This window comes from Rhizobium sp. TH135 (assembly GCF_002855515.1).
In the GTDB taxonomy this organism is placed as follows: domain Bacteria; phylum Pseudomonadota; class Alphaproteobacteria; order Rhizobiales; family Rhizobiaceae; genus Allorhizobium.
The window spans coordinates 114,288-138,680 of sequence record NZ_PKRP01000007.1 but is presented as its reverse complement, the minus strand read 5'-3'; the positions used below and the strand labels follow the sequence as shown (position 1 = coordinate 138,680).

At 61.1% G+C, this 24,393-nt stretch carries 18 protein-coding genes; 9 read left to right on the top strand and 9 right to left on the bottom strand.

Translation table 11 applies throughout. The annotated features are described in order from the left end of the window. Positions 1-16 precede the first annotated feature (16 nt). Positions 17-574, bottom strand: coding sequence for a CIA30 family protein (locus tag C0V73_RS20375; RefSeq protein ID WP_102021852.1), 558 nt, complete (start codon positions 572-574; stop codon positions 17-19). Positions 575-765: 191 nt separating this feature from the next. Further along, entirely contained in the window at positions 766-1,674 is a 909-nt protein-coding gene (locus C0V73_RS20370) for a LysR substrate-binding domain-containing protein (protein WP_102021851.1), read from the bottom strand. A 118-nt stretch (positions 1,675-1,792) separates the two neighbouring features. On the opposite strand from C0V73_RS20370, the gene C0V73_RS20365 reads away from it, so the two are divergent. Further along, a complete protein-coding gene (locus tag C0V73_RS20365; RefSeq protein WP_102021850.1) occupies positions 1,793-3,043 on the top strand; it encodes an aromatic ring-hydroxylating dioxygenase subunit alpha in 1,251 nt (416 codons plus the stop codon). Further along, positions 3,033-4,112, top strand: a complete 1,080-nt coding sequence (locus C0V73_RS20360; protein WP_245408048.1) for a hybrid-cluster NAD(P)-dependent oxidoreductase — start codon at positions 3,033-3,035, stop codon at positions 4,110-4,112. The genes C0V73_RS20365 and C0V73_RS20360 overlap by 11 nt, the downstream gene beginning before the upstream one ends. A gap of 99 nt (positions 4,113-4,211) precedes the next feature. On the opposite strand, the gene C0V73_RS20355 is transcribed toward C0V73_RS20360, so the two are convergent. Beyond that, complete coding sequence (locus C0V73_RS20355) at positions 4,212-6,248, bottom strand: NADH:flavin oxidoreductase (RefSeq protein ID WP_102021990.1); 2,037 nt, start codon at positions 6,246-6,248, stop codon at positions 4,212-4,214. A 130-nt stretch (positions 6,249-6,378) separates the two neighbouring features. On the opposite strand from C0V73_RS20355, the gene C0V73_RS20350 reads away from it, so the two are divergent. Beyond that, positions 6,379-7,002, top strand: a complete 624-nt coding sequence (locus tag C0V73_RS20350; protein ID WP_102021848.1) for a TetR/AcrR family transcriptional regulator — start codon at positions 6,379-6,381, stop codon at positions 7,000-7,002. 35 nt (positions 7,003-7,037) lie between these two features. On the opposite strand, the gene C0V73_RS20345 is transcribed toward C0V73_RS20350, so the two are convergent. From C0V73_RS20345 to C0V73_RS20325, 5 genes are all read right to left on the bottom strand, one after another. After that, complete coding sequence (locus tag C0V73_RS20345; RefSeq protein ID WP_102021847.1) at positions 7,038-8,111, bottom strand: siderophore-interacting protein; 1,074 nt, start codon at positions 8,109-8,111, stop codon at positions 7,038-7,040. A gap of 3 nt (positions 8,112-8,114) precedes the next feature. Then, entirely contained in the window at positions 8,115-8,936 is an 822-nt protein-coding gene (locus C0V73_RS20340; RefSeq protein WP_102021846.1) for an ABC transporter ATP-binding protein, read from the bottom strand. Beyond that, on the bottom strand, positions 8,933-9,901 hold the full coding sequence (locus C0V73_RS20335; protein ID WP_102021845.1) for an iron ABC transporter permease: 969 nt from the start codon (positions 9,899-9,901) through the stop codon (positions 8,933-8,935). Before C0V73_RS20335 ends, C0V73_RS20340 begins: the two co-directional genes overlap by 4 nt. Positions 9,902-9,990: 89 nt before the next feature. Then, positions 9,991-11,034 (bottom strand): iron ABC transporter permease, encoded by a 1,044-nt coding sequence (locus C0V73_RS20330; RefSeq protein ID WP_102021844.1) that lies wholly within the window; start codon positions 11,032-11,034, stop codon positions 9,991-9,993. Then, on the bottom strand, positions 11,031-11,972 hold the full coding sequence (locus C0V73_RS20325; protein WP_245408055.1) for an iron-siderophore ABC transporter substrate-binding protein: 942 nt from the start codon (positions 11,970-11,972) through the stop codon (positions 11,031-11,033). Before C0V73_RS20325 ends, C0V73_RS20330 begins: the two co-directional genes overlap by 4 nt. 327 nt (positions 11,973-12,299) lie before the next feature. Here C0V73_RS20325 and C0V73_RS20320 point away from each other — a divergent pair, with 327 nt between their 5' ends. Next, complete coding sequence (locus tag C0V73_RS20320) at positions 12,300-14,459, top strand: TonB-dependent siderophore receptor (protein ID WP_102021842.1); 2,160 nt, start codon at positions 12,300-12,302, stop codon at positions 14,457-14,459. Between the two features lie 42 nt (positions 14,460-14,501). Here C0V73_RS20320 and C0V73_RS20315 read toward each other — a convergent pair whose 3' ends face one another. Beyond that, the gene (locus C0V73_RS20315) at positions 14,502-15,383 is read right to left on the bottom strand and encodes an AraC family transcriptional regulator (protein WP_102021841.1); all 882 of its coding nucleotides are present in this window, start codon (positions 15,381-15,383) and stop codon (positions 14,502-14,504) included. Between the two features lie 268 nt (positions 15,384-15,651). Here C0V73_RS20315 and C0V73_RS20310 point away from each other — a divergent pair, with 268 nt between their 5' ends. The 5 genes from C0V73_RS20310 (at position 15,652) to C0V73_RS20290 (ending at position 24,332) form a co-directional block, all read left to right on the top strand. Further along, positions 15,652-18,405 carry an insulinase family protein gene (locus C0V73_RS20310; protein WP_102021840.1) on the top strand — a complete coding sequence of 918 codons (2,754 nt, stop codon included), beginning with the start codon at positions 15,652-15,654 and terminating at the stop codon, positions 18,403-18,405. A 26-nt stretch (positions 18,406-18,431) separates the two neighbouring features. Continuing rightward, a complete protein-coding gene (locus C0V73_RS20305) occupies positions 18,432-18,953 on the top strand; it encodes an RNA polymerase sigma factor (RefSeq protein WP_102021839.1) in 522 nt (173 codons plus the stop codon). 124 nt (positions 18,954-19,077) lie between these two features. After that, a complete protein-coding gene (locus C0V73_RS20300) occupies positions 19,078-20,052 on the top strand; it encodes a FecR domain-containing protein (protein WP_172450248.1) in 975 nt (324 codons plus the stop codon). Positions 20,053-20,174: 122 nt separating this feature from the next. After that, complete coding sequence (locus C0V73_RS20295) at positions 20,175-23,090, top strand: hypothetical protein (RefSeq protein WP_143708357.1); 2,916 nt, start codon at positions 20,175-20,177, stop codon at positions 23,088-23,090. Between the two features lie 171 nt (positions 23,091-23,261). Then, on the top strand, positions 23,262-24,332 hold the full coding sequence (locus C0V73_RS20290) for a LacI family DNA-binding transcriptional regulator (protein WP_102021836.1): 1,071 nt from the start codon (positions 23,262-23,264) through the stop codon (positions 24,330-24,332). Positions 24,333-24,393 lie beyond the last annotated feature (61 nt).

Sequence of the window (24,393 nt, the reverse complement as noted above, 5' to 3'; positions counted from 1 at the left end):
TCGGGTGGTCTGCCGCTCAGTAGAAGGCCACCTCGCGGACGCTGATGTCGGCATCATGGTTGCGACCGAAGGCGACAATGCCGATCGATGTCAGGCTGTCGGCGCGCGGGACTTTGCGCAACAGTGCGCCTGAAGCCTTAAAGTCGGTGAAGGGAAGGCGGACTTCGGTCCAGGTGTTCGTTGCCTCAAACCCGGCCTGGTAATATTGCCAGGGCAGGATCGTGCCCCTCGTGCGCAAATGCACGAAGTAGCGCTGATCATTGCCACGGATAACGAGGCGAACGCCGAAGGTACCTTCAGGCGGTGGGCTCGGCAGGGCCATGCGCATCTGGATGAAGCCGCCATTGTTCTCGATGCTGACGAGGCCGGTCATCTGAGCGTGCTTGCGGTCTCCTTCGGTGACGAAGCGGATCTGTCCTGACGATACGCCTCCCATCACCGTATCCGCGAAGAACTTCCAGCGCGTCTCAGGCTGAACCTTGAAATCCTCGATCATCATGTCCCCCGCAAGCGCCTGGGATACACCCCAGAGCGCAAGCATTGCCATTGTGGCAAGCCTTTTCAAAACACGCATCGGTTTTCCTGACTGGTTAGGTGGGTCGCTTTGATGACCATCCACTCTCAACGAAACGCTGAGGCGTAAGTTGCCATGAGATTGGATGTTTTTCAGCCCGCAGAAGGCGTTGAAGGTAGCACGGACGCAGCGGGTGGTCACTCGCGTCAGCCAACGGGTCAAATGTAGCTGACGTCGCCCGCGAAAATGCGTCAACCGGGCGCGTGGCTCTCCAGCAGCCAATTTAGGAAGTGTTGCAGCGCGCGGCTCTGTTTGCGGTTTGCCGGCACGACGACATGGTAGGCGCCGTCTGGCGTGACGGACGCTTCTCCGAGCCGGATCAGGCGCTTCTGGTCGAGAAGGTCGCTGACGAGTCGGTTCCAGCCGAGGCTGATGCCCTGGCCGTTCAGTGTCGCGTAGATGGCTTCGGTGTAGAAGCTGCAGCGCATGCCTTTCAGCTTGCCGGTGGTAGAAACTCCGAAGTTCGCCAGCCAGGCGTTCCAGCCGATCCACATGGGATCATCGGCCTCGTTGGAGATCAGTGGTTGCCGGATCAAGCCGGCTGGCGAAAGATCCGGGCCAAGAGACTGCGCGAATTCCGGGCTGCAGACCGGGAAGACCAGGTCGTCGAACAGTTTCTCCGCGTGGCCGGTCGGCCAGTTGCCGCCGCCGAAGCGGATGGCCACGTCCACGTCTCCCTGATCGAGCGCCGGCATGGCGTCCTGGCTGACGATGCGGAGCGTCGTCTCCGGATGACGGCGGGAAAATTCCGAGATCCGGGGCAGCAACCAGAAATGCGAGAAGGCGACCGTGGCCGAGATCGTCAGGTCGTCACCATTTGTCTCCTGCCGTAATTCCGATGCGGTCTCGGCGATCAGGTTGAAGGCGTTGCTGGCCGCTGCCGCGAGCGATCGGCCCTGTGCGGTCAGGGTCACTTTCCGATGCAGGCGGTTGAACAGCGGAAAGCCGAAATCCTCTTCGAGCGCCCGGATCTGGCGGCTGACAGCCGCCTGGGTGACCCCCAGTTCTTCGGCAGCTCTGGTGAAGCTTGCCAACCGAGCCGCAGCCTCGAAAGCAGTCAGGGCCGTCATCGGCGGCAGTTGTCGTCTCAAGCTTTTCATGATGCCTCGCTGGCTCAAGTCTTTCATTACCTGAGGTTATGTCAAGGCTGATGATTTGTGCCGTTGAAGGCCCGCACATTCCTGCCAAGATCCTGATATCATCAGATGAGGTTGCGTTATGCTCAACAGGTTTGCCTCCTTTTCCGCGCTCCTCGACATGCGCGCAAAGGGCCATTCGCTTCCCGCCGGGCTCTATACCCGTGAGGACGTCTTCGAGGCAGATCTCGACGTCTTCTTTTCGCGCCACTGGATCTATGTCGGACTGGAATGCGAAGTACCTGAGCCCGGCGATGCCGTCGTCATCGACATAGGCAAGATCAGCGTGATCCTCCTGCGAGACGACGACAATGAGATCCGGGTGGTTCGCAATGTCTGTCGCCACCGCGGCTCCCGCCTTCTCGATGCCGGGGCCACCGTCGTATCGAAGCTCGTCTGTCCCTATCACCAGTGGACCTACGAGTTGGATGGCGCGCTCTCCTATGCTCCGCATATGGGCAGGGATTTCGACAAGAGCTGCCGTAGCCTGAAGCCGGTTCATTTCAGGTCGATCGGCGGGCTGATCTATATCTGTCTCGCCGACAATCCGCCGGAAGATATCCGCAACCTCGAAGAGGTCATGCGTGAGCGCCTGGCGCCCTATGACCTCAGAAACACGAAGGTTGCGCATCAGGTCGATGTCATCGAGGACGGCAACTGGAAGCTCACGATGGAGAACAATCGCGAGTGTTACCACTGCTCGGCCAACCATCCGGAACTCTGCGTCTCCTTCGTGGATCTCGACTTTGGTTTCGACCCCGAGAGCCTAAGCGCGGAGGATCGCGAGCAGGCGGAAGCGCATTTCGCGATGTATGCGGAGAGGACGCAGAGCTGGGAAGCCGATGGCTTTCCGTCCGCGACGGTCGAGCGTGTCAGGGACTGCGAGACGAATTTTCGAACCCAGCGCCTGATCATCGCTGGTGCCGGCGAATCCCAGACCGAGGATGCGACGGCGGCCTCTTCCAAGCTGCTCGGCACCATGATCCGCAAGGACCTGGGCGACACGCATCTGTGGGGTCACAACAGCTGGAACCACTTCATGGGTGACCATGCGGTGACCTCCATGGTCATTCCGTTGTCGGCCGACAAGACGCTGGTGCGGACGAAATGGCTCGTGCACAAGGATGCGGTGGAGGGAGTGGACTACGACCTGCACAAGCTGACGCATGTCTGGATCGAGACCACCAACCAGGATTCCGAACTGGTTGCCCGTTCGCAGGCAGGTGTGAGCGATCCGGCCTATGAGCCGGGCGTCTATTCGACCTTCACCGAACGCGCCCTCGATGATTTTGCGACATGGTATGTCGACCGGATGCGCGCTCATGGCTACTGACAGCAGTCTGACTTCCGAGCCGCGCGCGCGCGGGTTCTGGGATCCCGAGACCGACAACAGCCTGGTCTGTATCGACGTTCATGACGAGACCCATGACGTCAAGAGCTTCACCCTAGCATCGCCTCAGGGCAAGAAGATAGCATTCGAGGCGGGGCAGTACTTTCTGTTCGAGCCAGAGATAGACGACGAGGAGAATGGCCGCTGCTACAGCATCTCATCGTCTCCGCTACGGCAGAATGCCATCACGGTTACCGTCAAACGCGTGGCGGGTGGCAAGGTCTCGAACTGGCTGCATGACAACCTGAAGCCGGGGATGGAATTGCGGGCCTCTGGGCCGATGGGCAAGTTCATTCGGCCGAGCGTGCAGAAATACCTGATGTTGTCAGGCGGCTCCGGGATCACGCCTGTGATGGCGATGGTGCGGGAGATGGCGGACAAAGCGGAACCGGTCGACGTCGTCTTCCTGCATGCAGGGCGCTCGCCGCTCGATCTTCTGTTTCGCGAGGAATTGTCCGTTCTGGCGCGGCGCATGAAGGGGCTGCGGCTGATCTTCCTGCCGGAGGTGCTCACCGGCGATCCGGCCTGGCCGGGGCTGAGTAGCCGCATTTCGACGGCTCTTCTTGAGCTCGTCGTTCCTGATATCGCAGAGCGAAGTGTGCTGTGCTGCGGACCGGCGCCATTCATGGCGGCTGCCCGAAAGATCAGCGTGGAACTCGGGGTCTCCCCAGAGCGCTATCTCGAGGAAAGCTTTGACGCTGGTGTCATCGATGAGCTGCCGGCGCCTGCAGAGGTGCAGGCGGTCGCGGTCACCTACAAGGTGCAGTTTGCGAAGCAGGGAAAGGTGCTGGATGTCGGCGCCCACCAGACGGTCTTGTCCTGCGCGAAGAAGACGGGCGTGCGTTTACCCGCGTCCTGCGCCAACGGGATCTGTGGCACGTGCAAGTCCAAGCTCATCAGCGGCTCGGTCGATATGAAACATGATGGCGGCATTCGCCAGCGCGAGATCGATGCCGGCTTCTTCCTGCCCTGCTGCTCAAAGCCGCTCAGCGATCTCGTGATCGACCGCTGAGATCAACTGCTTTTCCCCGGACAGCTCTACAAACGCGTGTCCAACTTCAAAACGCCCGCTCGATGCGGGCGTCTTTTTGGCGGTCGAGACGTCGAGGTTCTAGAGATCCTTCACCAGCCTCAGGGCGTCGTGAATGGCGGCATGCGTGTTGCGCGCCGAGATGGCATCGCCGATCCGGAAGAGCTGGAATGAACCCTCCGGATTGCGCACAACGCACTGCGGCTGGCCGGCGATCAGATCGTCATAGGAGACTTCGCCGCCATTGGAGGACAGGCCCTTCAGCTCGAAATAGAGATCGTCGAGCGGGATGGTGCCATTGTTGATGATGACCTGATCGACCAGACGCGTCTGCGTGACGCCACCGTAATCGCTGCCCACCTTCGCCACTAATCCATTGCCCTGGCGTGCGACGGCCTCCAGTCGGAAGGTCACCGTGAAGGTCACATCCTTCTGCTGCAGCGATCGCATGTAGGGCACCAGGTTCATGGCCATGACTTCAGGCGCGAAGGACCGATCCGGGGTCATGATCTCCACCTTCGCGCCGGTTGCGGCGATGATTTCGGCTGCCTGCAGGCCGGAGTGGTCGCCGGCATCGTCGAAGACGAGCACGTTGGTTCCAGGCTTCACGTCACCGGAGACGATGTCCCAGGCGGAGACGACGAGGTCGTTGCCGTCTTCCAGGACCTCCGTATGCGCCATGCCGCCAGTGGCGATGATGACGACATCCGGGGCCTCGGCCAGCACGGTGTCCGCGTCCGCCCAGGTGTTGAAGCGGAAGGTCACGCCAAGCTTCTCGCACTGAGCCATGCGCCAGTCGATGATGCTGATCATCTCCCGGCGGCGCGGGCTCTGCGCCGTCAGGCGGATCTGGCCGCCCGGCTTGTCTGCGGCCTCGAAGACCACGACGTCGTGGCCGCGTTCACCGGCCACACGGGCTGCTTCCATGCCTGCTGGCCCCGTGCCGATCACCACGATCTTGCGACGCTTCTCCGCTTTCGGGATATCGTGCGGCAGGGTCAGTTCTCGTCCGGTGGCCGGGTTGTGAATGCAATAGGCGGCACCGCCCTGATAGATGCGGTCGAGACAATAGTTTGCGCCGACGCAGGGTCGTATGTCCTCCTCGCGCTTTTCCATGATCTTGCGGACGAGGTGGGGGTCCGTCATGTGCGCACGCGTCATGCCGACCATGTCGACCTTGCCGGAGGCGATGGCATGGCGGGCGGTCGCGACGTCGGGGATTTTCGCCGCATGGAAAGTCGGGAAGTTCGTGGCGGCGCGGATTTCGCCGGCGAAGTCCAGGTGCGGAGAATTGGCCATGCCCTGGATCGGAATGAGGTCGGTGAGGCCGGCGTCCGTGTCAATATGGCCGCGCACGACGTTCAGGTAGTCGATAAGGCCGCTGTCGCGGAGCAGGCGGGAGATCTCGAGTCCCTCAGCTTTGCTGGTGCCGCCCTTCAGCTGTTCGTCGGCGGTGTAGCGGACGCCCAGAATGAAATCCTCGCCCACCCGTTTGCGGATGGCCGAGAACACGTCGAAACAGAACTTCATCCGGTTTTCCAAAGAGCCGCCATAGGGAGCGTCAAGCTCGTTGGTCAGCGGTGAGGCGAACTGGTCGATGAGGTGGCCATAGGCTTCGAGCTCGACACCATCCATGCCGCCGGCCTTCATGCGCTCGGCCGCGTCTGCGAAGTCCTTGATGATGCGCTCGATATCCCAGTCTTCGATCTTCTTCGGATAGGCACGGTGCGCCGGCTCCCGCAGATGGGAAGGAGCCACAACCGGCAGCCAGTCTCCCTTGTCCCAGCGCGTGCGCCGGCCGAGATGGGTGAGCTGGATCATGATGGCTGCACCGGCTTCATGAACCGCATCGGTCATTTCGCGGATCCACGGCACGATCTCGTCCTTGTAGGCGAGGAGATTGTTGAAGACCGGGGGGCTATCCTTGGCGACCGCTGCGGACCCGGCCGTCATCGTCAGGGCCACGCCACCTTTGGCGCGCTCGACCGTGTAGGCGCGGTAACGTACCTTCGGCATGCCGTCTTCCGGATAGGCCGGCTCGTGCGAGGTGACGATGATCCGGTTCTTCAAGGTGAGGTGCTTGAGCTGGAAAGGTTGCAGCAGGGGATCGTTGGACATGGCGCGCTCCATTCTGAATGGTGTGCGATGCTAATCTCAAATGTACACTTGTGTCAATTTTGAAGACGGCAGTGTACAATTGATGATGTGCGGCGTTGCGAAGCCTGTCGGGCTGCTCTAGGAGAAGGACATGGACGAGACTTCAAGCGACACCGGCTGGCGTGGATCGATGGATGGGTGGCTGGAGGCCGCCTATGACGCTCTGCTCGAAGGGGGTGTCGATGCGGTCAAGATCCTGCCGCTTGCCAAGAAGCTGAAGCTCTCGCGCACCAGTTTCTACTGGTTCTTTAGGGATCGCGAGGAACTGCTGGCGGCACTGATCGCCAGATGGCGGGACAAGAATACCGGCAATCTCGTGCGCCGGGCCGAGGCCTACGCCGAGAGCATTGCGGAAGCGACCCTCAATGTCTTCGATTGCTGGCTGGACACGGCCCTCTTCGATTCTAAGTTCGAATTTGCGATCCGCAGTTGGGCGCTGCAATCAGAGGAGATCCTCGGTGAGGTGCAGGCCGCGGACAATGCGCGGCTGGAAGCGCTCGGACGCATGTTCGAGCGCTTTGGTCATGAGCCGGTTGCCGCGGATGTCAGGGCCAGAACCCTCTATCTCGTTCAGATTGGCTATATCTCGATGCAGACCGAGGAGGAGCTCGAGCTTCGTCTCAAGCGCATTCCGGAATATGTCGCGATCTTCACGGGTACGGGGCCAGAGCAGCGTGAGATCGATCGCTTCCTGTCTCGTCATAGGCCAGGCTGAATTCTAGGCTTAAGCGGATCTGCCCAGACCGCACCTCAGTCGTCGGCGTGTTTTCCTTCTTCCCAATACCAGGCCGCATATTGTCGTTTGCGGTCGTGGCCACGCGCCGCCAGGTATGCCTTCACGTTGCGCATGACCGACTTCTCTGCGGCAAACCAGACGAAGGTGCCGGCTTCCATGTTGTCGATTGCCGCCTTGGTGCGCTCGGCAAGCAGGCTTGTGGTTCCTTCCGAACGGGATGAGCGGTGCAGCCATTCGATCGAGATGCGGGCCTTGCTGGAGATCGGTTGCTCCTCGGCCTCATCCTCCACCTCGATGATGGCCTTGATCTCGGTCTCGGGAGAAGCTTCTTCGATCATGCGGGCGATCGCGGGAAGAGCGGTTTCGTCGCCGGCAAAGAGGATGCGGTCTGCCTGCGGCAGGCCGCCACCACCCGGTCCCATGATCCCGACGCGGGTACCCGGCAGGGTGTCGCGCGCGAAGTCGGCACCCGGCGTGATGATGCCCTTAGCCGGATGCTGGAAGATATCGAGGGTGATCTGACCTTTGTCTTCATCCACGGAGCGGATCGTGTAGACGCGGACCAAGAGCTTGTCCTCGCCCTTTGGCCAGTCGATGCGCCCATCTGCCCGCAGCGTTGGCCAGACCGGTGGGCGGGCCCCTTGGGGCACCAGCAGCCGGACGTGGATGTCACCGTCGATGAAGGGTGTCATATCCTCAGGCGCCAGGGTGACCCGCAGCATTCTGGGCGTTACTTCCGATGTCGAGATGACCACGGCTTCCTGGAGGTTTGCCGGCTTTACCTTGGGCGCAGGCTTCGACCAATCGAGCGAAAAGGGCTCTTCGCCAGCAAAATAATAGAGGTGTTCGGCAAACATGGTTCGGGTTGATTCCAGCTCCTCGTCGCTGCCGCAGGCAATGCGGATTTCGAGATGATCCCGTTTTGTCAGCAGCTCGATCATCGCGTGGGACGAGGTGAACACGGCCTTGTCCTCGGTGCGGGAGACTTCGGCATGTTCGACAAAGTGCTCGCAGATCTCGTCCAGCATGACTTCCACGTTAACCGGGCGCGCAATGCCGGACAGCTCGAAGGAATGGGAAGCGTTCATGGTTCAGACTCCGGGTGCGGGTTGTTCTTGGCGTGCATGATGACGGCCGATGGGCAGCATCATCGGGCGTTGCGAGGTGGGATCGATCATGATGCGGCTTTCGATGCCGAAGACATCGCGCACCATGCTTTCGCTCAACACGAGTTCTGGTGCCCCGGTCAGATGCGGTCGGCCGGCCAGCATGGCGACGAGGTGATCGGCATAGCGCGCGGCGAGGTTCAGGTCGTGAAGCACCATGACGATCGTGGTGCCGCGTCTGTGGTTGAGATCGGTCATCAGATCGAGAACCTCGACCTGATGGTTGATGTCGAGGAAGGTCGTGGGTTCGTCGAGCAGCAGGATCTCGGTTTCCTGCGCCAGCGCCATGGCGATCCAGACGCGCTGGCGTTGTCCGCCCGAGAGTTCGTCGACCGGGCGGTCGGCCAGAGCCAGGGTCTGTGTCGCTTCAAGCGCAGAGGCCACTGCCTCATCGTCGGCGCTGGTCCAGCGGGCAAATAGGCCGTGATGGGGGTGACGGCCGCGGCTGACGAGATCTCCGACCGAGATGCCCTCAGGGGTGACGGGAGATTGCGGCAAGACGCCCAGCTTGCGCGCGAGTTCGCGCGTTGGCAACCGGTGGATCGCCTGTCCGTCGAGAAAGACCTGGCCGTTTCGCGGTGCAATCAGTCGCGACATGGCCTTCAGCAATGTGGACTTGCCGCAGGCATTGGCGCCGACGATGGCCGTGATCTTGCCGGTTGGTATTTGGAGGTCGAGATCCTCCAGCACCAGCTGTTTTCCGTAGCCGGCTGACAGCTTGAGGGCTTCGAGACGTGTATCGGTCACGCCGTTCCTCCCGTGCGATTGACGCTGATGATCAGCAGAATGAGGTAAGGCGCGCCGAGGGCGCCGGTGACCACGCCGACGGGGTAGCGGCCGGGCAGGAGGAACTGACCGACGAGATCACCGATCAGGACAAGGCCCGCGCCGACAAGGGCTGCCGGCAAGAGGATCGATCCACGCCTGCCAATGGTGCGGGCCGTAATCGGACCGGCGAGAAAGGCGACGAAGGCGATCGGGCCGGTAACGGCGGTTGCGGTTGCGATCAGGCCGACAGCGGAGACGATGACGAGGATCCTGGTCAGGCCGACATTCACGCCGAGTGCTGCTGCAACATCCTCGCCGGCCCTGATCGCTTCGAGGTCCCGGGCTCTAGCAAGCAGGATGCCGCCGAAGACGACCAGCGACAGGAGCAGCGGCGCGACCTGTTGGATCTGTGCGCCGTTGAGGCTTCCGGTCAGCCAGCGCATGGCCTCCTGCAGGGTGAAGCCGGGGGCGCGGGCGAGCATATAGGCGATGAGGCTTTCCAGCATGGCGGAGAGGCCGATGCCGACCAGGATGAGGCGCGGGCCGGCGACACCGTCCCTTACCGAAAGGCCGTAGACGAGGATCGCCACACCGAGGCCGGCCGCGATCGCCAGCACGGAAACGGCGGGACCGCTCATCGACAGGACGACGATTGCAAAGACGGCTGCGGCGCTGGCGCCTGAACTGATGCCGATGATGTCAGGGCTCGCCAGTGGATTGCGCAGCATGGTCTGGAACGCTGCCCCGGCAAGCCCGAAGCTCATGCCGGCTGCCAGACCCATCAGCGCCCGGGGAAGCCGCAACTGGCCAACGGTGAAGCTGGCGCCCGGGACTGCCCCGCCAAGGAGAACACGGAACACGTCACCAGGCGGTGTGACGGATCGACCGATCATCAGTGTCGCAACGAAGATCGCGAGGATGATCAGGACCATTCCACCGAGCATAAGGCGCCGCTTGCGTTGGTCGCGTCGGCGCGATGCCGCGAACCGTGCTGTCGAGTGGGAGTGAGATGCATATGCGATCGAGGCTGTGGTCACAGATCTCTCACCTTCTGGCGGCGCACGATGGAGATGAAGAAGGGTCCGCCTATCAGGGCCGTGACAATGCCGACATCCAGTTCGGAGGGGCGCGCGGCGATTCGGCCGGCGATGTCGCTGGCGGTGAGCAGGGCTGCGCCACCGAGGGCCGAAAACGGCAGCAGCCAGCGATGATCGGGGCCGACCAGAAGACGACAGGCATGCGGCACGACGAGGCCGACAAAGCCGATCGGACCGCATAGCGCAGTCGTTGCGCCGCAAAGCAGGATCGCGCCCAGGGTGGCGCTGGCCCGTGCGAAAGCCACGCGTTCGCCGAGCCCTGCCGCCAGCTCGTCGCCCAGGGCAAGCGAGTTCAGGCGGCGTGCGGAGAGGAGGCAGATGAGGAAGCCGACTGCGAAGAAGGCGAGCACCGGCAGCATGCGCTCGAAGGTGGCGCCGCCGACGCCACCGATCTGCCAGGAACGGATGCCGCCTGCGATGTCTGCGCGTGGCAGGACGACGGCGATGACCAGCGACGAAAAGGCGATGGAGGTTGCCGCGCCCGCAAGGGCGAGCTTGAGCGGGGTCGCGCCGCCGCGGCCGAGGGAGGCGATGAGATAGACGAAGACGGCAGTCGTGCCAGCGCCTGATATCGCGGCCCAGACGAAGGCCTGGGAGGAACTGATGCCGAACCACGCGACCGCGATGACGACGGCGAGCGATGCGCCGATATTGACGCCGAGAATGCCGGGATCGGCCAGCGGGTTGCGGGTGACGCCCTGCATCACGGCGCCGGCCAGTCCCAAAGCTGCGCCAGCGAGGAGGGCGAGCGCCGTTCGCGGAATGCGGGCCGATACGGCGGCCTGGGCAATCGTCAGGCTATCTCCCCGAAGTGCTGCAAGGACCTCGGACAGGGGCACATCTCGGGTGCCGATCATGAGCGAAGCGAAGGCAAGGGCGATTGCGACGGCGAAAACAGCCAGCAGCCACAGGAGGCGGCTTCCGGCTGCTTCGGCGCGCGAAAAGGTCGGTGGGGCAGCAGGGGTCTTCGCAGTGCTCATTCGGTCTTCCGGGCCGCCTCGGCGAGCAGGCGCACATAGTCCGGCAGAACCCAAGTGACCGACAGGGGTGTCGGGTTGGCAGCGGTGCCGACCGGATCGCGTCCGAGCAGAACAATGGCTTCCCGGCGGACGGCCGGCATGTGGGCCAGGAGCGGATTGGCCTTCATCGCCTCAAGCAGGGTTTGATCACCATAGGTGACCAGAATGTCGACATCGTTGAAATCGTCGACCCGCTCCGCGCTGATCGAGCCGGCAAAGCTCCCGGTCGATGATGCACGGGTTACGCTCTTCGGCATGGCAAGGCCAAGGTCCTGAAAGAAGCGGACGCGGGTGTCCTGGGTGGTGTAGAAATTGACCAGACTGAGGTCGCTCGCATCGAGATGCGTGACGAACATGGCCGTCTTTCCCCTGAGTTCGGGATATTTCGCCACTTCGGCAGCGATTTCGCCTTCGATGTTTGTGATCAAGGCCTCGCCTTCACCGCTCATGCCAAGGCCTGCGCTGTTCATGCGGATCGTCTCGCGCCAGTCCGTCGACCAAGGGGCTTGCGGGTAGGCGACAACCGGCGCGATCTGGCTGAGGGTGTCGTATTCGGCCTGGCTCAGGCCGGAATAGGCGGCGAGGATGACATCCGGTTCCGTGGCCGCAACCGCCTCGAAATCGATGCCATCGCCTTCGTCGAACAGAGCCGGCGTCTCGGCCCCTAGTTCCTTCAGGCGCTCTGCGACCCAGGGCAGGACACCGTCACCATCGTCATCGCCGAAATTGGCGGCCGCCATGCCCGCGGGCACGATGCCGAGCGCGAGCGGCACCTCGTGATTGGCCCAGGCGACGGTTGCCACACGGACCGGCTTCTCGCTGATGACGGTGGTCCCGAAGGCGTGTGTGATTTCGACCGGAAAGGCTGGCTTGTCCTCGGCCGAGGCCGGGATGCCCATCAGGCCCTGGAGAATCAGGATTGGCAGGAGGGCGAGTTGGCGCGCGCTGATGCGCATGGGACGGCTCCCTCTATGGTCTAAAACTTGAATGTCCGTCTCAGCTTCAAGCTAGAACGTCAAGCGCCAAGATGCACGCTCTCACTCGAGCCCTTGGATTTTCCGGGGAATCCTACAAAGCCGAAAAAGTTACAATACTGGATTTGAATTCTCCAGTTAAAGGGGGCAAACCGGATTGTACGGATACGATTGCGCGCTGGAGGGAGCCGATCGACATCGAGGTGAATGGACAGCCGGTTGATCAGTGGGGCACATTTATTGGAAAGAAACATGGTCACGACCAAGATAACCGGTTCCGGCGCAAAGGCTTCCATCCGCTATCGCACGGCGATCCTCTTCGGCTGCACCGCGCTCGTCGCGTTTGCGCCTATCCGGTCTCAGGCGCAGGATGCAGAGGCCGATGCAGGCTCTACCGTGCTGCAGACGATCACTGTGGAAGACGCCGGCAAGGCTGACGACGACTCGAAGACGATCGTTGCGAACGAGACGACTGCCGTCGGCAAGATGCCAGGCGAGATCCTGACCACGCCTGCGACCGTTTCCGTCATCACGTCGAAGGAGCTCGAGCAGCGCGCTGCTGATACCGTCGAGAAGGCCGTGCAGTATACGGCCGGCGTCGTGACCGACTATTACGGCTCGGACGACCGCTTCGACTACGTCAAGATCCGCGGTTTTACACCTTTCACCTATCGTGACGGCCTCATGGTCGGCAGAACATGGAGTGGCTTGAAGGAAGAGCCTTACGCCTTCGAGCGGCTCGACGTGCTGAAGGGGGCCAATTCAACAGGTTACGGCGTTTCGGATCCCGGCGGCGCCATCAATTACGTTACCAAGACACCGCGCAGCGAGCGCTTCGGCGAGGTTTATGCGACCACGGGGTCGTTCGCACACAAGGAAACAGGCTTTGATTTCGGCGATAACCTGACGGAAGACGGTACGCTCTCCTATCGCCTGACGGGCAAGGTGCAGCGCGCCGATGGCGAGTATGATTTCTCGGAGAACGACGAGAATTTCATCATGGGTGGCCTGACCTGGCGTCCAACCGACATGACCAGCCTGAGCTTCGTGTTCGATCATCTGGATCGCAACGCGACCCCGAGCGGTGGAGGCCATCCGCGCTTCACCGATTTCGACCGGGACCGCTTCTTTGGTGAACCGGGCTTCAATTATGACGACACGAACCGCAATACCTACAGTGTCATGTTCGATCATGACTTCGGGAACGGTCTGACACTCGGGTCGAATGCACGCTATTCCAAGGCGAGCAATGCGTTCGGCTTTGCCTATATCTACGACAGCTCTGGGGCCTCGGATTCGTCCGATACGACCGCGGATCGCATCTTCTTCGCCGGAGACGGTGGAACCGAACAGTTCGTGATCGATGCCCATTTGCTCTATGAGGCAAACTTCGATCAGGTCGAGAGCAAAACGCTTGTCGGCGTGGATTACAACAGCATCAACTCCAGCACCAACAACTCGGCTCTCTACCCGGCCGTCTGGGGTGGGACTGCACCAGGAATTGATTGGCAAAACCCGGTTTACGGTGCTTCGGCATCCCTCAACCCGACCGTGAGCCGCACTAACGATCAGTCGACCAAGGCGATCTACCTTCAACAGGATCTGATCTTCTCTGATCGGCTGACTGCGAGCGTTGGCCTGCGGAATGACTGGTTGGATCTGGAGGAGACGAACCGTCTGACGAGCAGCACATCCAGCGCCACCTATAGCGAGATGAGCAAGCGCGTCGGGCTGAGCTACAAGGTGACGGAAGAGCTGGCAGCCTATGTCAGCTATGCCGAATCCGTTGCCCCTCCGAGCACCGGCAATGAGCCGACCTATGGCAAACAGTATGAAGCTGGGATCAAGTACCGCCCGGATGCCTTCCCGGCGCTGTTCACGGCCTCCATCTACGACCTGACGCTTGAGAACATTACGACCTATGAAGCCCCTCTTTATCTTGCTGCAACGGTAGACAAGATCCGCCACCGCGGTCTGGATCTTGAAGCCAAGATGGAACTGACGCCCAGCATCGAGCTGATCGCCGCCTACGGCTACATCGACTCGAGCATCGTCGACACCAGCACGACATCGAGTTCTGTCGACGGTAATCGCTTTGCGCAGGTTCCAAAGCACACGGCTTCACTCTGGGGAACCTACACTCTTGAGGGAGATGGCGAACGGGGCGACATGACCTTCGGTGCCGGCGCGCGCTTCATCGGCTCCTACTATTTCGACAATGCCAACACTCGCAAGTCGGATGATGCGGTGATCTTTGATGCGGCCTTCAGCTACAACATCAAGGAGAACACGACATTCCAGCTGAATGTCAGCAACCTGTTCGATGAGAAGCACATCGCCAATGATGACGGCGGGGCCTACTACTACAACCCCGGTCGCGCGATCTACGCGACGATCCGCCAGACCTGGTAAGCTCAAAGCGCTCGGTCGGATCCGATCCGGCCGGGCGCTTTCTCAAACGCGGTCGCGGCGCTTGCGCCAGGCAGCGGGGGTGTCGCCGGTGAACTGGCGGAAGACCTTGGTGAAATGGGCCTGGTCCGCGAAGCTGTATTGCGCGGCGATCTCGGCGATGCTGAGTGCCTCGTCGTCCAGAAGCTGCCGGGCTGCTTCGATCCGGCGCGACAATTGCCATTGAAGCGGTGTCTTGCCGGTTGTCTGACGAAAGACGGTGGCGAACCAGCTTTCGGACAATCCGACCAAGGCTGCCATCTCCGACACACTCAGCCGTTGTTCGCCGTTCACCGAGAAATGCGTTGAAAGGCGGTTCATCTGTGCCTGGGTTAGTCGGCCCGTTTGTGCCGGGCTTTCGCTCGCATCGACCGTCATGTCCATGAGGCCGGTCACGATGCTGCCGATCAGGTTTTCGGCGAAAGCCGGATGGCGTGTTGCGGTCGACAATTCGTCCGCAACGAGACCGCCGAGGGTTGCGACCGGTCCCGGATCCTGCAGTTCGACGGACTGGCGCAAAGCCGTGCGGGCCGCCGAACTGCCGAGTGCCGGCGTCAGGAAACGCATCAGGCGATCCTGATGCAGATGCAGGTCGAGATGGCGGAAGCGATGTCGCTTCGTGAACCGCGTCCACATGGGTACGCCTGCCGGAACATAGATTGCGCGGCACAAGCCGCGATCGCCCCGCCCGAGATCGACTTCCCGGTCTGCGACCTTGATCTGGTCGGAAACATCATTGAAAAACAGCATGATGCGCGGATCCGGTGAGAGGTAATAGCCACTCGCGCCGGCATGACCTTCCGCATCCCAATGGACGCCGACAATGCCGTCCAGGGATCGCCATCGGGCCGGCACCAGCGCATGGATGCCGTTGATCTCGGTCTGCATGGAGTGAAGAAAGGTCAAGGTTTCGGGTCCTGCGCTCGTCGGTTTGCGGACAGGTTTGCTCGTTTGCGACGCCGGCACCATTGGGCAGAATGGTCGCCGCGTCAAGAAAGATGATCGCTTGTGTCATGTTAAGTCTTCTGCGGAGGCGTCTTTGCGAAAGGTTCGCCTCATCGTGCCGAGGTTGTGCGCAACAAGAAAACTTGATACGCGCGTTCATCTTTGGTCCTTCGCTTTTCGAGGACTACGCCGAAACAAGCTCTGGTGCCCCATGTCCATTCTGCGTTTTTTGTCCGTTTTGCCTCTGCTCCTCGTGTGTGGCCTCTGCTTCGCCGCCGAGGCCCAGTGGGATTCGCGGCTGAGGACGGGGCAGCTTCCCAATGGCCTGACCTATGTGCTGCATGACAGCGGCAGGGATTCTGACCCCTTCAATATCCGGCTGATCGTGCATGCCGGCTCCATCGATGAGGATCGGCCGAGTGGGGTCGCGCATATCCTGGAGCACATGGTCTTCCAGACCAACCATGCCTATGGCCGGAGCATGCATCTGCACTTCCAGGATCTCGGCTGGCGAACGGGGCTGCAGATCAATGCCGTGACGCGGGAGACGGAAACGCAGTTCATGGTGCGGACCCGCCCCGACGACGCGCTGGATCTCCAGCAATCGGTCGACCTGATGGCCAACCTCGTCTTTCAGCCGGCATTTTTGGCTGACGACTGGGAGAAGGAACGGTTCGTCATTCTCGAAGAACTGCGGCAGACGGAAAGCCTTGTGGATCGGCTCAGCCGACAGAAGAAAGCGGCACTGCGGCCGCTATCCCGTTTTGTCGGGCGTGCGCCAATTGGCACGCGTGCTGGCATCGAGGCTGTCACCATTTCAGACATCCAGGCCTTTCATGAGCGCTTCTATCGGGCTTCGAACATGACCCTGATCATCTCCGGCCGCATCGATCAGGACGCGACCGAGGGGTTCATCAGGCAGTCGTTCGGCCAGGCGCCATCGCTGCCCGCTCCGGACCGGGACTATCGCATTCTGCCGCTGAAGGATGGTCTGAACGTTGCCCTGGTGCAGGAACCGGGCGGTACGAGTTCCCAGGTGACCTATGCTTTTCGAATGGCCATGCCGCCGCGCCGCAGCGAGGAAGGTCAACGCGCTTATCTGCACAAATATCTCCTGAACCAGGTGTTGCGCAGCGCCGTTCGGCGTCTGGAGCCTCACTACACGTCACGCGTCGAAAGCGTTTCGGCGGTCATGCAGGAGCCTACCGAGGAGCGGCTTATCCTCGCCTTCAATGCCCGCTCGCTTGATCACGACCGCGCAAAGAGCGTGCTCCTCGATCTCGTCGAGCGCATTCGCCGGGATGGTGTTTCCCGCGACGATTTCGATCAGGCAATGCGGGATGCAAGGCGGATCAACGGCAACAATCCGGAGGCTGCCGGAGGGCGTACCTTTGCCGACTGGGAAGACCGTATTGCGAGCGCCGTGCTTATGGGCTCGGTACTTGACGATCCCAAGGCGAAGCGGGCGCGAACCGGTGCGCTTCTCGACGAGATCACCTTCGAGAAGATCAATGCCGATCTTCAAGCGTATCTCGCCAGCCCAGACCAGGTGATGTTCTATCAAGTGCCTGGCGCTCATCGTGCCGAATTGCCGGACGCGGCCGCTCTGGTCGCCGAGCGCGAAGCGTTGAAGGCCATGGCCGTCTTGCCGAAGCTCGACCTTGCACCTGTGCCGGCAGAGGTTGCCGAGTTGCCGATCTGGCCTTCCGACGCCGTGGTCCCTGATACCGGACGTGTTGTCTCGGAAGCCCAACAAGCAGCGCCTGAGGTGACGGAGTGGACCTTGTCGAATGGTGATCGGGTGGTCTGGCTGGCGCGTCCGACGTCGGATGGGCGCCTTCACATCTCCGGTCAGTCGGCACCCGGTTACATGAACGGGCAGATCGATAACCGCGTTTCGCAGGCCGCCCTGCAGCTTTACACGCAAAGTGGTCTCGGCTTCTGGAGCGAGGACGAGTGGAGCCGTTGGTCGGCCGTACGGTCGCAGCACTGGAGCATTGTGCTGCATGATGGCGTGTTGGATGCCGGGATCGTTGTTGCTCGGACAGACCTGCGCAACGCCCTGCAGGACTATGCCGCCACGATTGCCTTCGGCACCATCCGCGAGGACGCCGTCGAAGCGTTTCGCGAGGATCTGGAGGCGGGGGGGCAGGGACTGACTGACGCCAAGGGGCAATTGCTTTACGGCCGTGATCACCGGTCGCTTGCAAGGCTGGACCCGCAGTCGGTGGAGGCACCGCTTTTGCTTGATGCCGCCAAGGCGCATCTTCGCCAGCCGGTCACCTGGTTTGTCGTCGGACCCGCGCCCGATATGGCCGAGCGGCAGGCTTTCGGTGGCATCATCGGTGCGGTTCCGCGTCAGGCAGATCTGACCCCGGATCCCGCCCTGCAACTGCCCGGGCGCCATCATCGCTCTCAGGCCGTGTTCGAGGATGAGCGTGCCCGCGTGGAGATTTCCTTCTTTGCGCCCATGAACTGGACGCCCGAAGCGAGCTTCATTGTCTCGGCACTCAATCCGATCGCCCAGCAGGCGCTGAAGAACGAATTGCGCAATGCGCTCGGCGGTGTCTATTCGGTGGAATTCGAGGTGAAGGTGGACCCGGATACGAACCGGGCGCTCGGGTCGCTTGCCTTCAACTGCGCCCCGGAGCGGGCAGAGGAACTGACCGGAGCGGCGCTGCGCGTATTCGAACGGATGCCGGAGACCGTCCTCGGCACCAATGTCGAGCGGTTGAAGGCCGATATCGGCTTTGCCGAAAAGGCGCGTCTCGAGGATCCCAACACCTGGGTGAGACGCCTTGCCCTCAGCTATCGGCGCTATGGAAATGCCGGCTATCTCGATCGGATGGACAGCCTCGGTTCGCGCATCAGCGGAAAGATGCTTGCGGCCCATGCGCGACACATCTTCGAGACCGAAAACGTCGCCGTCTTCATCAAGACACCTCTCACTGCCGGTCGTCCCTGACGAAAGCGCGGGCCTGAAGGGCTGAAATGGGCACCGAGACCGAGCATCTGGACCGTGTTTTCCTCACCATGAGGCCGGATCTCTACCGGAAGATCCTCGGCATCGTGCGCAACAGCGCCGAGGCGGAGGAGCTGACCCAGGATGCTTATCTCAGGGTGCGGCGGTCGCTTGATCGCGCGGTCCCCGGCAATCTCGAAGGCTTTCTCTGGCAGACGGCCCGCAATCTTGCGGTCGACCATGTGCGCCGCAGAAAGGTGCGGTCTGCGCATGAAGACGAAAATTTCGACGGTGGCCAGGTGCATGGGGTTGCCGACCCGCAGCCCTCCATCGAGGAGCAGGCGATCGGCAAGGATCTCGTGCGCGCCTTCAATCGCGCGCTGCTCGGCCTGCCGCCCCGTGCCAGATCCGTGTGGTGCCTGAGCCGTCTCGAGGGTCTGTCCTATCCGGAAATCGCCCAGAGGCTCGGCGTATCACCCAACACCGTCTTCAACGACATGAAGCTCGCCATGGCCGTGCTGCTCGAGGTTCGAGAGAGGCTCGATCGATGAGTTGCTGGCGGATAAAGGACGACAACCTGAAATTTTGGGATGTGACGTCGGTTGAAACGTCATCTATCCCGAGAGCGCGCGCATGCGGAGGATGGCCATGGTGACAAGACGGGGGGAGGAAGGCGTGGCTGAATTTCGGCATGCGGATCCAGCCATGGATCAGGCGCTCGAGTGGTTCTTGAGATTGCAGGCCGGGGAGGGTGACCGCCGCTTGTTCGATGCATGGCTCGCTGGTCGCGCCGAGCATCGTGACGCCTATGACCGAGTCCGCACGCTCTGGAACTGTCCCGAGCTTTCGGTCGCGACAGCGCAGCTGCCGCAAACACCAGTTGTTTTCAAATCGCAGCCATCCGTCGTTCGTATCGCGCAGCGTGTCGTCATGCGCTTCGGGGCGCCGCTTGCGCTTGCCGCGACTGTGCTTGGTGCCGCTGTTCTGGTCGAGGTGTCACCCGACTGGGTGGCGCGTTGGACGGCAGACTATCAGACGGCCGCGGGCGAGATCCGGGATGTCGATCTGCCGGACGGTTCGCGCATGCAGTTGAACAGCCGGTCGATTGTCGCACTCGATTTTGACGGGGATCGGCGCGGGGTGCGCTTGCTTGAAGGTGAGGCCTGGTTCGAGGTTGCCCATGATGCGTCGAGACCTTTCACGGTCACAGCGGGGCATGGGACGGTTCTGGTGACGGGAACGAGTTTCAATGTCGAACGGCTGGACGAGGCCGATGTCGTAGTTCTCCGATCGGGGCGGATCTCGCTTGGCCGGCGTGGAGATGCGGGGCAGGGGCTGGTGCTGAGCCCCGGGGATGCGGCAGAGATGGATGCTGACGGCATATCCCGCTTGTCCGAAGCGGCGGTGGAGGATCGACTGGCCTGGCGGGACGGCTGGGTGCTGCTCGCAGGCGTTCCGCTGCGCGAGGCACTCTCGAGGATCGGACGCTACAGCCAGACGCGTATCCTGACGCTCGGTGGCGAAGCGCTGGAGATACCGGTGAGCGGCAGCTTCCGGATCGAGGAGGCCGATGCGGCGATCGAGAGCGTCGCCACGGCTGCAGGAGCCAAATTCGAACGGCTGCCCGGCGGCTTCATAATCATTCACTAGTTTCTCAAGTTATTTTTGTGAGATGGGACACGCTCGCCCGTCATCTCCTGCAGAACCGTACGGCATGAGGCCTTGCGGTGGGGTGACAACAGGGTGACAGGCCGCTTCAGGCCTGGATGAGTATGGCATTGCGTACAGTTTCGATCCGCAGGCGTCGGCTTGCGATATTCATGGTTTCCACGGCGCTGGCTTCCTCGATGGGGGCAATGGGCACCGGTCAGGCACAAGAGGCCACTGCCGCGCCGGCCGCCAGCGCCATTTCCAGCATCGACATTCCCGCCCAGCCGCTCGATCAGGCGCTGCGCGCCTTCACCCGCCTCACCGGCTGGCAGGTCGGCTATGCCTCGGCGCTTGTTTCCGGGCGGACATCTTCGGCGGTTGCCGGTGAGACCAACCCGCTCTCGGCCCTCAGGGCTCTGGTTGTCGGTTCCGGCATCGAGGTTCGCGTCACGGGTGCCCGCACGGTGTCGCTGGTTGCCGCCGAGGTCATCGACGAGGCTGCGGCTGCGGGAACCACCGTGCTCGAAGAAATCACCGTTTCGTCTTCCGGCGGTGGCGTGAAGCTCGGCACGGACAGTGCGGCAGATACCGGAACGACCGTGATGGATTCGACCCAGGTTGGGGTCCGCACCAGCAGCGCGGACGCCAACAGCTTCCTGCGCGGGTTGCCGAATGTGCAGTATCAGGATGATACGAACGACAACGCCGGCGTCGAGGGGCAGGCGATCCTGAATACAAAGCCGCAGGAAGTCTCGATCTCAGGTGGTCGGACCTATGAGAACAATTTCATCCTGAACGGCATCGGCATCAACACGATCACGGGTACGGAGGAGCCCTATCAAACTAATTATGGCGAACTCTCCGACGATGACGCTGCCTACAATGCCGATCGCATCTATGGCCTGCATTCACAGACGGTGTTCGTGCCGACAGATTTTGTCGACTCCGCAACGGTCATCGACAGCAATGCCTCTGCCCGATATGGCTCCTTCCAGGGGGGCGTCGTTGCATACGAACTCAAGCAGTCTACAACTGATAGATGGCGGGCGACAGCCTCTGTGGAGTACGAAAGCGACTCCATGGTTCAGTATAATCTGGCGACCGAAGATGGTCTCAATCCAAACGATGTAAAAGAGCCGGAATTCTACAAGAAGAAGAAGGCCTTCTCCGTTTCCGGGCCGGTCACTGACAATGTTTCTGTCATTGGTCAGTACAGCGTGACGGATGCCTGGACCAATAAGGCGAAGAACTACATCTACGGCGATGAGTACGTGCAATCGGAATCGAAGAACGAGTTCTTCAGGCTGCAGGCCAATGCAGAGACCGACTTTGGCCTCTTCAAGCTGGAGGGCATCCATACGGACTACTATCAGGATTTCGAGTCGGACAATTACCGGGACCTCGAGATCGATACCGCGACCCAGACCTATGCGGGGAAGCTCGAAAACAGCTATGATTTCGAGGACTTTTCGCTTGGTGGCGTTCCTCTTTCCAACGTCTCATTGACCAGCAAGATCACCGCATCGAAATCCGATGCACTCAATCTTGGCGGCGACGATATCGTCCGCAACTGGCAGTCGACCTATTTTCGTTCTGGTGTTCGCGTCTTTGAAACCAGCATGTTGGACTGGTGCAGGATTGATCCTACGTCCACGACCAGCACATCCTGCCGCGAGGGCGGCATGGGGTCCGAGCGTGGCCAAGGTCAGGAACGCTATACCTGGTCTCAGGATCTGGCCGGCGATGTGTGGAGCGGTACGTTCCGTACTGGTTACGAGTTCGGTTACACGCAGGCACATCGTCGGCGCGCACAGGATTACGTGAACTACACGTATCGAGTCGCCGCTTCCTATTCCGGCACTCCCAACCTGTGGCAGAACGGAAACGGGATCAAAACCTTCACCTGCAATACGACCGAGGAGTGCTACTCGGAGCAGTTCGCCGCGTCGAAAGCGGTCTACAAGGCCTATGATATCACTGCCCAGATCATGCAGGCCAACAGCTATCTTGAACTCGATCAGACGTTCGATTGGCTGAACATCCGTCCCGGTGTCCGCCTGGACTATGACGACTTTCAGGGCAATCTGAACATCGCGCCGCGCCTCGTCGCGACTGTTAGGCCGATGGAAGAACTCAGCATTTCCGGGGGCTATAACCGGTACTACGACGCCGCAAACCTTGCTTACGCCATCCGCGATCAGCAACCACGGGTCATCACGTATTCAAGGACGCCGAGTTCCACAGGCGTCGTCGGCAACTTCACGACCACGCCAACACAGACCTATTACGCGTTCGACGCTACGGATTTGAAGACCCCGTTCACGGACGAATTCACCGCCGCGATCACCTTCACCGATCCCCTGACGGCGGGCGACTGGCGCTTCCGCTACATGCATCGCAGCTCGCGTGACCAATATTCCTCGGCCACACCCACGAGCACTTCGTATGTACTGACAAACAATGCGGAAGGCTCTTACGACTCGTTTACGGCGGAATACGCCAAGGAATTGCCGACGGCTGCTTGGAACCCGGCAGAGAATTCCCTCTTGTCTGCCTCGATCACATGGGCGGACCGTAATGTCTCAGCCGACAGCTATTTCGTAGACGAGGATGATCTGGACGAGAGGATCTCGTACAAGGGCATGTCCTACACACAGGCTGGCTTCAACGCCGTCACTGGTAACATGGACATTCCGCTGCGCGCTCAGGTCGGTCTCACTGGCAGCTTCTTCGACGAGCGCCTGACACTCGGTCTCTCCGCTAATTACAACTTCGCCTATGACGGCGTGGCTGACTCAGGCGATACCGAAGATATTGACGGTATCGAGCATGAGATCTGGGAGGATAAGGCGTTCGATGCTGTGCTGACCGTTGACCTCTCCGGCTCCTATAAGGTGGCTTCGATGGACGATCATGGTCTGACGCTGAACTTCAAGGTGGTCAACCTGTTCAACGAGCTGGGCAATGCTACAGCCGAGGATGGGCAGCCCTGGGTCATCGGTCGCACCCTCTGGGTCGGGGCCTCTGCCGAATTCTGAAATCCTCAAGCTAGAGACTTCCAGACACCCGCGACCGGTTCATCGACCGGTGTCGGGTGTCTTGCCATGTCGAGCGAAGCAGTTGTATCCAAGGTGCGACTGGCCTAGTAAATATTTTCTGGAGGTTTACTACTGCCTTCTGGGGATGCAGGTGGAGGAGGACAGGCCGCCGTGGTGACGATCAAGGAAATTGCGAAGGCCGTGGGCGTTTCGTCAGGCACTGTTTCCCGCGTTTTGAATTATGACCAGACGCTGTCCATCTCCGAGATCAAGCGGCAGGCGATCATCGAGACAGCCGAAGCGCTGAACTATGCGACCCCGCGGGCGCGCAAGAATGCGCTTTCGCCGCCCTTTTCCATTCCCATGGGCATGCATTCGGAGGTTTCCGCCAATATTGCGGTCATCCATTTTCTGGCGCCCAATGAGGAACTCGTCGACCCCTATTATGTCGGCGTGCGGCTCGGGATCGAGGCACGCTGCCGCGCCTACAAGATCGAGATCGCGCGGGTGTTCAACCCCGATGTTCCCGTGGATCTTGCGATGTTGACCGGCATATCCGCAGCCATTGTGGTCGGGCATCATCCCAAGGCCGAGATCGAAGCGATGGCCAAGGTTTGCCCGCAGTTGGTCATGGCCGACTACAATCCGCGCATGCCGCAGTTCGATTGCGTGCGGGCGGATCTGGGCGAGGCAACGGTGACGATCCTCGACAGTCTCGATAGCGCGGGATACCAGCGGATCGGCTTTGTCGGCGGCTACGAGTTGATGGACAATGATGCGCTGATGCATGGCGAGCAGCGCTGCAAGGCCTTCATCGAATGGCACGAGGCGCGCGGGCGCTACCAGCCCGAGCTTCTGGCGCTCGGGCGGAGCGAGCGTTTCGGCCAGAATCTGAGGCTCGAGACGGGGTATCAGCAGGCAAAATCGCTGCTGGCGCTCGAGACCCGACCCGATGCGATCGTGGCCGCGAATGACAACATGGCCATCGGCACCTACCGCGCGATCCAGGAGGCGGGCCTGTCGATCCCCGATGATATCGCAGTTGTCGCGTTCAACGATATTCCGGTGGCGCAGTTTCTGACGCCGCCGCTTTCGACCATGCGCATTCCGGGCGAACTCATCGGTGAGGCGGCGGTCGATCTGCTCGTCGAGCGTTTGAATGGACGCGACTACTCCAAGCACGTGACGCTGCCGACCGAGATGGTGTGGCGGGGCAGTGCGAAGAAGCCATCGCTCAGCTGACTGTTTTCGAGGAAAGGTTGTGGAATCCACAGTACTTACCGCAGCGCACAAAATATTTAGT